Genomic DNA, 14841 nt, shown 5'->3' on the forward strand with positions numbered 1-14841 from the left:
CATAATCCCATCGTCAGCCTGCCCGCCGTGGCAGCCTGACCTGATCCCGATCCTACCTTGGATCGACGGCTCTTACACCACCCAGTGGGACACGACCCTCGATGCGACCCGAACCTAACTTTAGATGCGTTCACAACCTAACTTTAGTAAACTAACGTTACGGCTGTGCGCCCATAGTGGCAAGGCAGTTGGACTGCCTTTCGCCACCAAATTGGGCGAGTTTCCGCATCTGATCGCTTACGTAACGCCGTGCATAAGCTTTTTCAGAGGGACAGCTATGACGAGCAGCACAGCTCCGATGCCGACGGAGACCCAGCCGATGGTTGTGAACACCCCGACATAAGTATCGAGACTGACTTTAAGGTTGGTGACCTGGCCGCCAACTGTCTCTACGCTGGCAACCTGAGCGACCATGCCCGCAACATATTGCGCGACCGCAATGGACAGGAACCACACGCCCATCATCATGCCGACGATGCGAGCCATCGACAGTTTGGTGATCATCGACAGGCCAACCGGCGAGATGCACAATTCGGCCATGGAGTGGATCAGATAAAGCCCTGCAAGCCACATCAGGCCAACTTTGAACTGCGCATCGGCGAACTGTGCGCCCCACACCAACAGCAGGAAACCACCACCAACGCCCATCAGCGCAATGGCAAACTTCACCGGGATTGAAGGCTCCACCCCGCGCCGCGCCATGGCATTCCACATCACGCTGAACAGCGGGGCGAGCGTGACGATAAACAGCGCATTGAAGATCTGCGTTTGCCCCGCAGGCATGACATAGACCGGGTCATTTCCGAAGCCGAGGCTGCGGGCATAGGCCATACCGCCGAAGCCTGCGAGCATGACCAGACCAAAGGCCATTGCCATCTTACGCTTGGTTTCAGGCGTTTCACCATTGCCGAAGAACCACGTCAGCGCCCACCCAAGCCCTCCGAGCAGCAAGGCGAAGAACAGGTAGTAACTGGCCGGCATTTCGCGGAACATCGCGAAAAGGGGCCGCGTCCAGCCCACTTCGAGCATGGTGTTGCGTTCAGCGAACAAGGTGAGCGATGATCCGGCCTGCTCGAACAAAGTCCAGAACACCGTGTTGAATACGATCAACACCATCGCAGCCAGCATCATCTGGAATTCGACCCGGTTGCCCGCAGTCAGCGCCCAGATCAGAATGCCGGGAACCGCGATCAGGAAAGTGCCGAACATCATCTTGCCCATAATCGGCAAGCCGAAGAAATAGCCGACAAGGCCCTCGCCCGCTTCGGGCGGCACATAGGCCATCAAGTTGGTGAACAAGAAAAAGAACAGCGGCACACAGATGACTGCCGCACCATAGATCAGCCAGTCTTTGCGCGGATCGGCCCCGGCAGGGCGCTCGCCATAGCCATCAAGGCGGCCACCATCGAACTGGAACAGCACCCACGAGAAGGTCATGCCGAGCGCCGCAAGGCCGAAGCCCGCCCACCAGCCGACAGCTTCTGCAAGGATCGGGCAGAAGAACTGCGAAATCAGCGAGCCGAGGTTGATACCCATGTAGAAGATCGTGAAGCCGGAATCGCGGCGGCGGTCTCCATCGGCGTAGAGCGTGCCGACGATGGTGGAAATATTGGGTTTGAAAAAGCCGTTGCCGACAGTGACCAGCGAAAGGCCGATCAGCAGAATGCCGATGTGGAAGGGTGAGCGTTCGCCATCGGATTCAAAGCCTCCGGGCGCCACACGCTTTGCTTCGGCTCCATCGGCTGCCTTGAGCGAGACTGACTTGTCATCGTTGCCGATGATTTCGAGCCGCTGACCGCTCATTTCAAGGGAGCGCACTTCCTTACCGGCGACTTCAGCTACGGTCACTTCATAGCGCTGCCCCTCGATTACCGCATAAGGCTTCGCCGCCTCACCACCGAAGCACAGCATGAAATAGCCAATGGCCATCATGATCGCGCCGAACTTTACCGAGCGTTTGGAGCCAAGGTAGCGGTCTGCGATCAGTCCGCCGATCAGCGGGGTGAGATAGACCAGTGCGGTGAAGCCGCCATAGATGCCAGTGCTGGTGGCATCGTTGAACAGGAAGTGCTTGGCGAGATAGAGCGTCAGGATCGCTCGCATTCCGTAGTAGCCGAAGCGTTCCCACATTTCCGTGGTGAACAGGCGCTTCAGTTGCGCCGGGTGGCCGAACCATTCGCCAGAAGCAGGGCCAGTGGCCGGTTGGGCGCCGTTGATCGGGGCGGTCGTCAAGTTATCCTGAGCCATGCGGGCGAGCGGCCTCGTGGTTGTTGTGTCAATTGTGCAGGCACTGCGCCTCTCCCGCGCAGCAAAGCCAGGCGCTTTAGTGCCACGTTCGGCAATGGCAAGAAACTATTTTCATTCGCAACCAATTGGCGCGGGCAATTGGCGCGGGCAACTGGTGCAGGCAGGGCTGCCGGGTGCGCAATAGCATGAGACCTGTGGGCATTGTGCGCCTGACTGTATTATGGCAGTGCATCACCGTGAGCCAAATCAAATCATGAATCAGGCCAGCCGCCCGGTCTATCTGCGTCTGCGCGACGAAATCTGCGCCGCCATTCTTGATGGCCAATATCCCGAGGGCGCGATGCTGCCATCGGTGCGGGCCTATGCTGCGCAGCAAGGGGCCAATCCGCTGACCGTAGCCAAAGCCTATCAGCAGTTTCAGGATGAGGGGCTGGTGACCGTGCAGCGCGGTATCGGCATGTTTGTGGCGCCCGGCGCGGTAGCCGCCCTGCGCAGCCGCGAGCGCGAAGTATTTGTGCGCGAGGAATGGCCTGAGATTGCGAAGCGAATGCAGCTACTTGGACTTACGCTACGTGACGTAACAGAAAAGGCCTGAACTGGTCCATTTTTGGGCACGGGTGATACTATCAACCGATTGTAATGATCGTTCTATCGTGGCAAGTGGACAAAACGCGCCTGTAACGGGGGTTCAGGCGCGGGGATCGTCAATAACTTGGGGGGCATTCCACAGGAATGCCAGGCGGAGGGAATATCATGATACGATCGGAGCTGCTTCAGGCACTCACCAAAGAGAGCCCGGGGATGCGCAGCGAAGAAATCGAGCGCGTTGTCGACGTCTTCTTTGACGAGATCGCAAAGCGTCTCGCCGATGGAGGGCGCGTCGAACTACGCGGCTTTGGCGCCTTTTCCACACGAGAACGCGATGCCCGCAAGGGCCGCAACCCGCGCACCGGCGAAACCGTGGAAGTGCCGGGGAAGCGCGTTCCCTATTTCAAGGCTGGCAAGGAAATGCGGGTACGGCTGAACGCCGACTGACGTTTATCTGTCGAAAAAACAGCAACGGGCGCGGTGACGAAAGTTGCCGCGCCCGTTGCGCTGTGGCAGGCGCATAAATGCGCGGACGTGGCGGAATGGTAGACGCCAGGGACTTAAAATCCCTTGATCCTTGATCGTGCGGGTTCGAGTCCCGCCGTCCGCACCACAACCGGCACGCATGAAAAAGCCCGACACGCAGAAGCGTGCCGGGCTTTTTCATGAAACCATAGTCCAATCAGAAGTTGGCGCGCACGCCGCCCTTGAAGGTCCGCTGGTAGGTTTCGAACTGCAGCAAGCGGCGCTGGGTTGGGCCGTTGCGATAGGCAGTGAAATCAGCGTTGTTGAGGTTCACCACTTCAAAGAACAGCTGGAACGCCTTGTTCACGCGATACTTGGCCGACAGATCGATCTGGAACAGCGGGCGGACATAACGATCTGCTTCGGCATCTTCGCCCAGTTCATCAAGGAACTGATCGCGATAGCTGGCGGCAGCGCGCAGCGAGATCGGGCCCTTTTCATAGCCGAGCACGAAGTTTGCGGTGTGCTTTGATGCTTGGGGCAGCGGGATGCGACGGCCAAGAATTTCGCCGCGCGCATTGGTGTAGGTGTAGTTCACACTGGTGACCAGGCCATCGAAAGGCGCTGGCAGCGTTGTGAAGGCCTGACTGTAGCTGAATTCGGCACCGAACACTTCGGCATCATCACCATTCAGCGGAATATCGGCTTCGGTAAAGTCAATCCCGGCGAACGTGCCATCAATCTGGCGCGTATCGACGATGAAATCCGTTATCTTCTTGTAGAACAGCCCCCCCTGAATCACTGACTGGTTGGAGAAGTAGTATTCCAGCGTGGCATCGAAGTTCCATGCCTTGTAGGGGCGCAGATCAGGATTGCCGAAGGAGCCTTCACGTTCGCCGTCCTCGTTCTCTGAGAGGGTGAAGCGCGGAGCGAGCTTGCCGAAGCTGGGGCGCGACAACGAGCGGAAAGCGCCGAGGCGGGCCACGACCTTCGGCGAAAGATTGGCGCGAAGATTGAAGCTCGGCAGGACATTGGTGTAGCTGCGCTGGAAGTTGACCGGGGTGACGAAGAGCGTGTCTTCATCCAGCACCACGCCATTGCGGGTGCCGCCTTCTTCGACGATATCAGTACGGCTGCCGGTCAGGTTCTGCTTGGTGTGTTCAACGCGGACCCCACCGATCACACGAATGGCCCCGGTATCAAGGCGGCCCTGCACATAGCCTGCGTAGATATCTTCCTTGGCGCGGAAGCTTTCCGACGCGCCCACAAAGTCGCTTTCGAGGTCGTTGCGTTCATACTGCGAATCCGGCGTGCTGGCAGCAAAAGCGCGCACCAGTGCCAGATCGGGCAGCGGGCCAAGGTCTGCCAGAGTGTAGGTCTGACTGCCAAGCACGTCGGCCAGGGTCAGGCCGCCGTCGACATCTTCGAACAGATCGATGATGAAGTTCTGGCGCTTGTCACGCAGGCGCACCTTGCCGCCTGCCTTGATTTCGAGATCACCGCCATCAAGTGCGATTTCGCGCGCGATGTCGGTGCGGAAGCTCCATTCCTTGTCCTTGGCATCTTCACGCGTGGTGCGTTCGAGCAGGGTCAGGCCGTAACCGCCAGGATTGAGGAAGCCGGCGCTGCCGAAATTGATGTTGTAGGCAGGGCGCTGCAGATCGTCGTAGTCTACCGTGACGCCAAGCGCGCCCGGCGTCTGGAAACGACGCTGGAAGCGGATTGGATCGATCGAACCGTTCTCCTGCTGATCGGCGTAGGAGCGTGCAACGTCATACGTGATGGTCCACGGACCGGTTTCGGTCTTGCCGCCGGCCGAGACGGTGGCGATCGACTGGACTTCGCGGCGATCCTTGAGATCGCGGCGAACCTGAATGCGACCGTCCGCTGAATCGAAGGTGACGGCGTTGTCGCTCGACGAAGCCGGTTCGGCATCGAAGCCGAAGACAAGGCGGCGGCGCAGTTCGGTATCATCAAACTTCGAGTAGAGCCCGCGCAAATAAAGCGTGGTGGTGGACGAAGGACGCCAATCGAGGCTGAGGTTTCCACCCCAGCGATTACGCTGGACGTCGTAGTCACGGTATTCGAGGTCTTCGGCGTAATCGACGCCATTGTCGCCGGTTACCCAGCCGTCTGCTTCGATATTGTCAGTGGCATAGCGGCGACGATTCCAGCTCGCGCCACCGGCGATTCCGAAGTTTTCGGTGATCGGTTGCGAGAAGTTGCTGGAGAATTTGGGCGACCACTCTTCGGAAAGCTCATTGTAGCCGCCTTCGGCAACAAGGCCGATGAAGCCCTTCTTGCGGTCGAAGGCCGAAGTGGTCTGGATGTCGATCGAGCCACCGATAGTATCGCCATCCATGTCGGGCGTGAGCGACTTTTTGATCTCGATCGATTCGATCAGTTCGTTGGGCACCACGTCGAGCGCCACATCGCGGTTGTCACCACCGGTGGACAGCACGCGGTTACCGTTGATCGACGAGGAGTTCAGGCCGGGAGCCAGACCGCGGACCGAAACGAAGCGGCCTTCGCCCTGATCGTTCAGCACGTTGATGCCAGGCGCGCGGCGCAGCGATTCGGCCACGTTCTGATCGGGGAACTGGCCGATCGAGTCACGCGTGAGCACCGTCGTGACAGTATCTGACGTGCGCTGGCGGGCGATAGACGACAGCAGCGTTGCCTGCTGGCCCATCACGAGGATCATGGAACCCGCGCCTTCTGGTGCCATTGCGAAAGCGAGCGCTTGTTCGCCACCATCGACCACAGTTACGGACTTTGTCGATGGCTCCGCACCGGCGAAGCGCACGGTGACATCATAGGTGCCAGCGGGCACGCCAGTGATGCGGAAGCGGCCTTCGCCATCGACCTGAGCGACGCGATCGACGCCGCTGATGCGCACTTCGGCACCTGCCAGCGGACGGGTGCCGGTATCGTCAACAACAGTGCCGGTAATAGTGTTAGCGAGTGCGGGAAAGGCAGACGTTGCCATAAGCACCGCAAGAACCCGGCTTGCGATGCGACCTTTGCGCATGTTCATCGTTGGAAACTCCCTGTGTTCCGGGAGGCCTATGACGGCATTTCATGACAGCCATGGTGCAGTTCAGTGACGAACTGGCGACGTTTTTGTGATCAATTCGTGACGGCACGTGGGTATTCTTTGGATTTGCAGACCTTGCGGACCATTTGCCACGATCCGATTTGAAAAAAGGGCTTTCCTATGCGCTACATCCTTGTTCTCGGTATCGCATCGACACTGGCTGGCTGTGCCGGAATGCAAGAGCCGCCTCGTCCGTTCTACCCCGCCGCCGATATCCAAGCCACGGGCGAGACTGCGCCAGTGGGCACCGGCAACAAGGCCGATGCTGCGGACGATCCAGCGATCTGGCGCAATGCGGCCAATCCCGCCGCCAGCCTGATCTTGGGGACCGACAAGAAGGCCGGGCTTTATGTCTATGGGCTGGACGGCAAGGTGCGCGATTTTGTGGCAGCCGGGCTGCTCAACAATGTGGACCTGCGCGAAGTTGCGCCGAGCCGCATTCTGGTGGGGGCGAGCGACCGGACCGATGGCGCGGTGCCCAAGATTGCACTGTTCACGCTGGATGGGGCGACAGGCAAATTGACCGCGCTTGGGACGCAAGCCTTTATGGCTGCGGGACGTCCGCCGGTGGAAGCCTATGGCTTTTGCATGGGCAAGGCGCTTGGTGCCGGAGAACTCGCGCGGGCCTATGTGGTGCTGAAGGACGGCGAGGTGGCCGAAAGCCGTTTGGTTGAGGTGAGCGGAACGGTCCGTGCGGAATATGTGCGTTCGGTGAAGTTTGCCACGCAATCCGAAGGCTGCGTCGTGGATGACCGGACAGGCATTCTTTACGTCGCCGAAGAAGACACTGGCATCTGGAAGGTCGATCTGAAGCCTGCAACGCTTAACGCAGAGGCCTTTGCCATGGTTGGGCCGGACAAGGGACTGGTCGATGACGTGGAAGGCCTTGCACTGGCCCCTGAGGGCGAGCGCGGCGGGTTCCTGGTGGCATCAAGCCAGGGCGACAACGCCTATGTGCTGTTTGATCTGGCCACCGCGGCACCGGGTGGACGGTTCCGCATCTCCGCCGGGCGTTTTGGCGCGACAAGCGATACCGATGGAATCGAACTGGCTTTGGGCGATTTTGGCCCAGCGTTTCCGGGGGGGCTGTTCGTGGCGCAGGATGGGGACAATGCCCCGGCACCACAGAACTTCAAGTTGCTTGGCTGGAGGGAAGTTCTTCAATCATTACAAAGATAAACTACCTTAAAATCTCCCAAAATGTGCGCTGGGTAACTTCACGGTAGGACTTTGTGGGTTAGCTTCCCTTGTCCGAGACTTGCGCGAGTCCCGGAATCGGGGACCTGTGCGCAAGGGGATAGGGCTTGGCCCAGCCAGAAGACCACATACCGGAGGCCACAAACGGCGGTGAAGACAGCCGGGGAGCGGACCAGCGCGCCGCCCCCCGCTTCATGCTGTTGATCCGGGCTGCCAAGCTGATTGCTGACGATACGAGCGAATTTCTTTGCGTTATCCGGGACGCTTCATCCACCGGTCTGAAAATTCGCCTGTTCAACCCGCTGCCACCCCATCGCACGCTGGCCGTGGAGATGAGCAATGGTGACCGCTATCCGATAGAACTCGTCTGGAGCGAAGGCGAATTTGCCGGCTTCCGTTTTGGCGACGATGTGGATGTGCACCGCCTGCTGGATGAAAGCCATGGGGCCTTTCCCAAACGTCAGGTGCGATTGCGCATTCTTCTGGATGGCATCCTGCATTCAGGCGGTGAGGCCGTGCGCGTGGCGTTTCAGGACATTTCGCAACAGGGCGCGTGCATCGAAAGCGACAAGTGGCTGCTGATGAACGAACTGGTGCGGATCGAAACCGATGTTATGCCGCCGCTCTATGCCAAGGTGCGCTGGCGTAGCCATCCGCGCTATGGTGTGCTGTTTGAACAGACCTTCAAGCTGGACGAACTGGCGCGGATCGCAGCGCCCCTGCAAACCGGGGAGCACGAACATGATGCGCGCAACCACCCGGAACGCTTTCGGCGAACTTGATCCGTGAGTCTCAGGCGTGATCCGCAAGATTTGGGTGAACGCTGCGACGTTCGCCAAACCCGCGCACATCGTTAACCATCCTTTATCCATTTTCCTCCACCTCTGATCCCGGCAAAGAGCGCTTTAGACGGGGGTTTTAATGGTTAACGGGACGATTCGCGCCACAAGTGCGACTTCAGCGAACCAGAGCCGCAAGGTTGACGTTGCAATCATCGGCGCAGGGCCGGCCGGTCTTACCGCCGGATACCTTCTGACGAAGCGTGGCTTCTCGGTGGCGATCATCGAAAAGGATCAGACCTACGTCGGAGGCATCAGCCGCACGGTGGAACACGAAGGTTACCGCTTCGACATCGGCGGGCACCGCTTCTTCTCGAAATCGCAGCAGGTGGTTGATCTGTGGAACGAGATCCTGCCGGATGACTTCATCCAGCGCCCACGCATGAGCCGCATCTATTACGAGGGCAAGTTTTACTCCTATCCACTGCGCGCGTTCGAAGCGCTGTGGAATCTTGGGCTCGTTCGCTCAACCCTGTGCATGGCAAGCTTTGCCAAAGCCAAGGCGTTCCCCAACCGCACGGTAAAGAGCTTTGAAGACTGGACGATCAACCAGTTCGGCAGCAAACTCTATTCGATCTTCTTCAAGACCTATACCGAGAAGGTGTGGGGGATGCCCTGCGATGAGATGAGCGCAGACTGGGCCGCACAGCGCATCAAGGGCCTCTCGCTCTGGGGCGCCGTCACCGATGGTCTCAAGCGCAGCCTCGGGCTGAACAAGCGCCCGAACGACGGGATGCAGACCAAGACCCTGCTTGAAACCTTCCGCTACCCGCGCCTTGGGCCGGGCATGATGTGGGACGCCGCGCGCGACAAGATCCTGGCCACGGGCAAAGGCGAAGTGCTGATGGGCCATTCCTTCAAGCAGCTTGCTGCCGATGGTCAGGGTGGCTGGCGCTTGTCTGCGACTGGCCCTGAAGGCGACCTGATGATCGAGGCGGGCCATGCCATCAGTTCTGCCCCGATGCGCGAACTGGGCGCGCGCTTACACCCGCTGCCAGCGACCTCGCTTGAAGGTAGCCGCTTGCGCTATCGCGACTTTTTGACCGTTGCACTGAAGATCCGGTCGGAAGAACTTTTCCCCGACAACTGGATCTACATCCACGACAGCAAGGTGAAAGTCGGCCGCATCCAGAACTTCCGTTCGTGGTCGCCCGAAATGGTGCCCGATGAAAGCGTGGCTTGCGTAGGGCTGGAATACTTCTGCTTTGAAGGCGACGATCTGTGGGATTCGACCGACGATGATCTGATCGCGCTGGCAACAAAGGAAATGGCGATCCTTGGTCTCGTCAGCCCGGACAAGGTGATCGGTGGCGTAGTAGTGCGTCAGGAAAAGGCCTATCCGGTCTATGACGACGAATATGCCGCCAATGTGGCTGCGATGCGTACCGAACTCGAAACGGCGCACCCCACGCTGTACCTGGTCGGCCGCAACGGTATGCACCGCTACAACAACCAGGATCACGCCATGATGACCGCCATGCTCACGGTGGAGAACATCGCGGCGGGCGCACGCATCTTTGATACGTGGTGCGTAAACGAAGATGCCGAGTATCACGAAGCGGGTGACGAGGGCGCGGAAAACGCGATCCCGGCGCGTGCCGCACTGAGCGAGGATCAGGCTGCGGCTTTGGCCTCGGTGCGCGCTGTGCCTGAGCGGATTGTACCTGAAAAGCCTGCCAAGGCTGCCTGACTGTAACTCTGGTGTCTGAATTGAACGGGATGATCCTGCCGATGATCGACCGCCTGCGCCGCATCACGCTTTTGCGCTACCTGCTTGCCAGCGTGGGCGCGCTGGCGGTGGACATGGGTTCATTCCTTACGCTGCTTGCATTAGGGACGATACCCGTTGCAGCATCGGCTGCGGGCTATTCGCTGGGCATCGTGGCGCACTGGCTCTTGTCCAGTCGCACCGTGTTCACTGACGAAGTTGCTTCGGAGCGCGGTGCACGCAACCGGCAAAAGGCGTTGTTCGTGGGGTCTGCGCTGTTGGGATTGGGCCTGACAACGCTGATCGTGGCAGCAGGCACAATGATCGGCGTGGATTCGCGCCTTGCCAAAATTGCAGCAATCGGCGCCAGCTTCACCGCGACATGGCTATTGCGCAAGCGAGTGGTCTTTCAGTGAGGCTTTGCCGATGTGGGGGGTGATCGACGGTCCTTCGTCTAGGAGTTCCGACACATCCACGCCATGGGCTGCCGTGCTTGCGGTATGGCTGCTGGGTACCGCGCTGATGCTGTTCGCGGGCTGGGGCGGTTTCTCGCCCGCACACTTCCTCGATGGCGATGATGCGTTGCGATTGCAGCAAGTCCGTGATCTGCTGGCCGGGCAAGGCTGGTTTGACCTTACACAGTATCGTATCGCGCCGCCAGATGGCGTGCCCATGCACTGGACGCGCGTGGTGGACTTGCCGATTGTGGCGGTAATCGTACTGCTGCGTCCGGTGTTAGGTATGGCGCAGGCCGAAGTGGTGGCCATCGTGCTGGTGCCTCTGCTGACTTTGCTGGCGGCAATGGCGCTGACAGTCCGGCTGGCCGCCCGCCAGTTCGGAGCCAGGGCAGGCGCCATTGCGGCGCTGCTGGTGCTGACTGCCGTGCCCGCATCGTTCCGCATGATGCCGCTGCGGATTGATCATCACGGCTGGCAATATGTGCTGGCGCTGGTGGCGCTCAACGGCATGGCGTCTCGTTCAGTTCTTGGCGGCGGCGTGGTGGCGGGGTTGGCGCTGGCCCTGTCGCTGTCGATCTCGCTGGAGGCCTTGCCGCTGACGGTGATCTTCGCGGCTGTTTGCGCGCTGCGCCTGCTGCGCGGCGATGACCGCTGGCTGGTGAGTTTCATGGCGAGCCTGGCACTGGGCGGGCTGGCGCTGTTCCTGATGACACGCGGATGGGGAGATGTTGCTGACTATTGCGACGCGCTTTCGCCTGTTCATCTGGCGGTGTTTGCGTGGGTTGCAGGCGTGTGCGGGCTGCTTTTGCCCCGGTTGAGGGCGCGGCCTCCGGCACTCAGTGTTGCTGTGCTTGCCATTGCCGGGATCGGCGGTGCCGCGATCATGGGCCTGCGCGCACCGCAGTGCTTGTCTGCCGATGCCTTTGGCGCGCTTGATCCTTTGGTCAAGACTGTCTGGCTGGGGTCGGTGGTAGAAGGGTTGCCATTCTGGCGACAGGGGCTGGTTCTGGGCGCAACTATGGTGTTGTTGCCAGCGCTGGGCCTGCTGGCCTGCTGGCGGCTGTGGCGCATGGCGCAGGGCAAGGATGTGCGCGAGTTCTGGATGGACATGGCGCTGCTATTGGCCGGGGCCACGCTGATCGGCCTGCTGGTGGCGCGCGCCTCTGCGGTGGCGTGCCTGTTCGCAGCGGTTCCGGCGGCGTGGCAGATTGAGGAGCAGATTGCCCGCTGGTCGGCTGACCGCCTGTTGCTGCGCCGCCTTGCACGCGTGCTGCTGATCATGGCGCTGTTCGTGCCGGGGGCGGTAGTTGGAGTGGCCGGGTCGACGTTTGATACCGCCAAGCCCAAAGCGACGTCGGCCACAAAGGCGTGCAATTTCGCCGCGCTCGCGCCCGAAATTGCAGCCATGCCGCAGGCAACAATCCTGTCCGGGCTGGACATAGGGCCGACACTGCTTGTTACCAGCAATCACACCGTAATCGCCACCGCGCACCACCGCGCAAGCGCCGCGATGCGCGACCTGATTGTTGCCTTCCTCGGCCCGGATCATGGCGCGCGCGCAATCATGGCGCGGCGCGGCGCGACGCTTGTGGTGATCTGTCCGAGTGGCGGCGAAGCAGGTGTCTATCGCAAACGTGCGCCGGACGGTTTCATGGCCCACCTCGTGAAAGGCCGCACGCCTGATTGGCTGGAGCCGGTACTGGTCGATCCGAAATCCGGGGTAAAGGTTTGGCGAGTGCGCTGAAGCGCGGTCAGCTTACCATTGTGGCCACGTCAAACGCCACGGACATCCGCTCACCCGAACCGAACCGTCGCGTACCGTGATAGAACGTGCTGGGGAACAGCACCGCACTGCCCGCCAGCGGGGCGAACGTGGCAAGGGGGGGCAAATCCAGTCCGAGGTCTGGCGGCGAACGACCAAGTTCGAGGCACCCGGCACCGTCCGCCCCGGCATCGGGGGGCACCACCAGATGCGCGGCGGATGACAATATGCCTTGCGGATGGATATGCTCGGTATGACGGCCCCCTTCTGTCATGCGGATCGACCAACTGCCGCGCAGGAACCATGGACGGTCACGGTGCCGAAGGAGGGGGTGGGTTTCATCGGCAGGTGGCAGGTCCGCGCGGAAATCGGCAAGCATGTCGTCGATTGCCGCACGCAGGGTGCGCAGTTCCGGCTCCATCCGATCGAACAGCCCCCCCCACGTCTGGCTGCCACTGCGCACTGACTGGCCGATCGGGGGGAGTGAATTTGCGTGCAAATCACGCAGGAGCGTGACCAGATCTGCCAGAAACGCAGGCGAAAGGCCAAGCGAGCGCTGCGCATAAAGGCCGGGCTGGCAATGCAGCCACTGCGCACGCGGGTCGTCCAGCATCCGCCACGCCAAATCTCGCAGCGCCCATGCTGAAATCATGTCCGGGCTTTGCGCAACAATTTCTGCCAAGAGCACCTCGGCGCGGTCAGGTGTGCGTTGGCGCAGGCGATGACGGGCTTCCGCCAGTTTGAATTCCGCGGTTTCCACGGTGAACGCCGAGAAGATTTCGTCGGTCCGCGCAAGATCACCTGCCGCACCGGCGTGTTCCGCCTCCGCAAGTGCAAGCGCCAGATCGTCAGGCTGCGCCGAAAAAGCGCGTCCGGCTACAGCGGCAGCCTCGGCGTGACGGTCGGTGCCGGAAAGCGCAGCGGCCCAGGCGAGCGGAATGGCCGGATCATGTGGAGCGGCGGCAGCGGCCTGTGCAAAGTGATCGCAAAACCGGTCGGTCTCTCCAGCACCCCACCGCAACTGGGCGAGAAAAAGAAGGCCATCGGTCCATGCCGGCAATTGGCTGACCAGCGTTTCGGCAAGCTCACGCGCTTCGACCATCCGGCCCGAACAAGCCAGAGCCTGCGCATAACCCAGAAATGCGGCTGCATCCGCACGATTGTGCGGAAGCGCCTGTTCAAAGCGGGCGCACATGTCCGTCTCGCCGCGCTCCAGCGCCACCCGTGCACGCCCATGCAGGCCACGGGCATGGCTGGCTTCGATCCTGAGCAGCGCGTCATAGGCGCGGGCGGCTTCATCCAGCTTGCCCAGTTCCCGCGCGGTCGCCGCCCGGACGGCCCAATATCGTGAAGCCTTGGCGAAAGACTTTTCCTGCCTGACCAGCAATGCCAGCGCATCAGTTGCACGCCCCAGACGTGAGAGCGAAATGGCGCTGTTGCACAAGGCTTCCGCGTGATGTGGATCGGCAGCCAGTGCGGCCTCAAAACGAATCAGCGCGTCATCATGCCGGCCTGACGAGGCCAGAAAGCTGCCGAAGCTGTTGAGCAGCGGAGCGCTCCCGGGAAAAGCAGCGATGCCTTGCGCAAAGATCGCATCGGCCTCTGCCAGATCGCCCGCAGCCTTTGCCGCCATCGCGCGATCACGCCATTGCTGCGCAGTAAGCGTCATCGGTCCCGTAGCCAGCCCGTTATCGCATAGCGGGCGCGGGGAGCGAACGGCGGGACATACGTCACCTGATGCAATTGAGGCACACGAAGCAGGTTGAGCGTGTTGAAACGGGGCTTCCAGCCGCAGATCACATCGCCGTCCTCGTCAAGGAAGTTGAGGTAACCACCCCAGTCTGGCTGCCAGTCTGCTGATGTCAGGTTAAGGACATAGGCAACACGCCAGCCCTCCATGACATGACTGTCGTTGTGCACGGAAAGAAAATCGCCCGGTCCGTAAAGCGTCGCCTGCGCATCGGCTTTCACCAGTTCGGGAATGCCGGTCACCTCGCGGACAAGGTCAAGGAACGGCGTATCGTTGAGATGCTCCAGCACCAGATCATGCGGCCCCGAGGCACCCCCTGCCTGCAAGTAAGCGTCGAGGATCGCGTACTGGGTAAAACGCACGGCATATTCACCTTTGGCGGCGGAACGGTGGATCGTATCGATCAGTTCGCGCTGCTTCGGCGGCGGCATGACCGAAATCTGGCGCGCATCAATCCGCTGCGCCCCGCTACGGCCGACTTGCCACGCAATGCCCCAAGGCGTTTGCCGAGCAATGATGTCCTGAAGGTTCGCCGCGGATTCAGGCGTTAACAGGTTGCGAATCTGTACACGGCCATCGCGGGCAAACCGGCGAGCGGCCACACCACGGTCGATCCCGGAATCGAGGTCGAATATCCGGATCATCTGTTGCAGGGCTTCATGGTTTGTTGATGCTAGTCCGGCGTGACTGCGCAAGTCAATTGTGCACGCAAATGTACGCAGGGTGGTTG

General features: G+C 60.7%; 11 protein-coding genes and 1 tRNA gene. 8 read left to right on the top strand and 4 right to left on the bottom strand.

The window, feature by feature from the left end; all coding sequences use genetic code 11:
• Window positions 1-237: 237 nt before the first annotated feature.
• On the bottom strand, window positions 238-2247 hold the full coding sequence (locus B7X90_RS03310) for a peptide MFS transporter (RefSeq protein WP_292621649.1): 2010 nt from the start codon (window positions 2245-2247) through the stop codon (window positions 238-240).
• A 253-nt stretch (window positions 2248-2500) separates the two neighbouring features.
• On the opposite strand from B7X90_RS03310, the gene B7X90_RS03315 reads away from it, so the two are divergent.
• The 3 genes from B7X90_RS03315 to B7X90_RS03325 all read left to right on the top strand — a co-directional run bounded on the left by B7X90_RS03315 (window position 2501) and on the right by B7X90_RS03325 (window position 3448).
• The gene (locus tag B7X90_RS03315) at window positions 2501-2842 is read left to right on the top strand and encodes a GntR family transcriptional regulator (RefSeq protein WP_292621651.1); all 342 of its coding nucleotides are present in this window, start codon (window positions 2501-2503) and stop codon (window positions 2840-2842) included.
• A gap of 158 nt (window positions 2843-3000) precedes the next feature.
• Window positions 3001-3282: an integration host factor subunit beta gene (locus tag B7X90_RS03320; RefSeq protein ID WP_292621652.1), complete on the top strand. Its 282-nt coding sequence runs from the start codon at window positions 3001-3003 to the stop codon at window positions 3280-3282.
• A gap of 81 nt (window positions 3283-3363) precedes the next feature.
• Window positions 3364-3448 (top strand) — tRNA-Leu (locus B7X90_RS03325).
• Window positions 3449-3517: 69 nt separating this feature from the next.
• Here the strand turns inward: B7X90_RS03325 and B7X90_RS03330 are convergent.
• The gene (locus B7X90_RS03330) at window positions 3518-6337 is read right to left on the bottom strand and encodes a TonB-dependent receptor (RefSeq protein ID WP_292621653.1); all 2820 of its coding nucleotides are present in this window, start codon (window positions 6335-6337) and stop codon (window positions 3518-3520) included.
• 180 nt (window positions 6338-6517) lie between these two features.
• On the opposite strand from B7X90_RS03330, the gene B7X90_RS03335 reads away from it, so the two are divergent.
• From B7X90_RS03335 to B7X90_RS03355, 5 genes are all read left to right on the top strand, one after another.
• A complete protein-coding gene (locus B7X90_RS03335; RefSeq protein ID WP_292621654.1) occupies window positions 6518-7576 on the top strand; it encodes a phytase in 1059 nt (352 codons plus the stop codon).
• 125 nt (window positions 7577-7701) lie between these two features.
• Complete coding sequence (locus tag B7X90_RS03340; protein WP_292621655.1) at window positions 7702-8376, top strand: PilZ domain-containing protein; 675 nt, start codon at window positions 7702-7704, stop codon at window positions 8374-8376.
• 139 nt (window positions 8377-8515) lie between these two features.
• The gene (locus B7X90_RS03345) at window positions 8516-10123 is read left to right on the top strand and encodes an NAD(P)/FAD-dependent oxidoreductase (protein WP_292621656.1); all 1608 of its coding nucleotides are present in this window, start codon (window positions 8516-8518) and stop codon (window positions 10121-10123) included.
• 11 nt (window positions 10124-10134) lie between these two features.
• On the top strand, window positions 10135-10557 hold the full coding sequence (locus B7X90_RS03350) for a GtrA family protein (protein ID WP_366409660.1): 423 nt from the start codon (window positions 10135-10137) through the stop codon (window positions 10555-10557).
• Window positions 10558-10567: 10 nt separating this feature from the next.
• The gene (locus B7X90_RS03355) at window positions 10568-12343 is read left to right on the top strand and encodes a hypothetical protein (protein ID WP_292621658.1); all 1776 of its coding nucleotides are present in this window, start codon (window positions 10568-10570) and stop codon (window positions 12341-12343) included.
• 7 nt (window positions 12344-12350) lie between these two features.
• Here the strand turns inward: B7X90_RS03355 and B7X90_RS03360 are convergent, their stop codons facing one another.
• Window positions 12351-14030, bottom strand: a complete 1680-nt coding sequence (locus tag B7X90_RS03360; RefSeq protein ID WP_292621659.1) for a tetratricopeptide repeat protein — start codon at window positions 14028-14030, stop codon at window positions 12351-12353.
• The gene (locus B7X90_RS03365; RefSeq protein ID WP_292621660.1) at window positions 14027-14755 is read right to left on the bottom strand and encodes a 2OG-Fe(II) oxygenase family protein; all 729 of its coding nucleotides are present in this window, start codon (window positions 14753-14755) and stop codon (window positions 14027-14029) included. Before B7X90_RS03365 ends, B7X90_RS03360 begins: the two co-directional genes overlap by 4 nt.
• Window positions 14756-14841 lie beyond the last annotated feature (86 nt).

It is taken from the genome of Novosphingobium sp. 17-62-19, from assembly GCF_002256775.1.
Taxonomy (GTDB): domain Bacteria; phylum Pseudomonadota; class Alphaproteobacteria; order Sphingomonadales; family Sphingomonadaceae; genus Novosphingobium.

What these genes read in the sequence shown, in the direction of transcription:
- B7X90_RS03345 (WP_292621656.1), top strand. Translation starts at nt 8,516, where the DNA reads ATGGTTAACGGGACGATTCGCGCCACAAGTGCGACTTCAGCGAACCAG.
- B7X90_RS03365 (WP_292621660.1), bottom strand. Translation starts at nt 14,755, where the DNA reads ATGATCCGGATATTCGACCTCGATTCCGGGATCGACCGTGGTGTGGCC.
- B7X90_RS03330 (WP_292621653.1), bottom strand. Translation starts at nt 6,337, where the DNA reads ATGAACATGCGCAAAGGTCGCATCGCAAGCCGGGTTCTTGCGGTGCTT.
- B7X90_RS03360 (WP_292621659.1), bottom strand. Translation starts at nt 14,030, where the DNA reads ATGACGCTTACTGCGCAGCAATGGCGTGATCGCGCGATGGCGGCAAAG.
- B7X90_RS03355 (WP_292621658.1), top strand. Translation starts at nt 10,568, where the DNA reads ATGTGGGGGGTGATCGACGGTCCTTCGTCTAGGAGTTCCGACACATCC.
- B7X90_RS03310 (WP_292621649.1), bottom strand. Translation starts at nt 2,247, where the DNA reads ATGGCTCAGGATAACTTGACGACCGCCCCGATCAACGGCGCCCAACCG.
- B7X90_RS03315 (WP_292621651.1), top strand. Translation starts at nt 2,501, where the DNA reads ATGAATCAGGCCAGCCGCCCGGTCTATCTGCGTCTGCGCGACGAAATC.
- B7X90_RS03335 (WP_292621654.1), top strand. Translation starts at nt 6,518, where the DNA reads ATGCGCTACATCCTTGTTCTCGGTATCGCATCGACACTGGCTGGCTGT.
- B7X90_RS03320 (WP_292621652.1), top strand. Translation starts at nt 3,001, where the DNA reads ATGATACGATCGGAGCTGCTTCAGGCACTCACCAAAGAGAGCCCGGGG.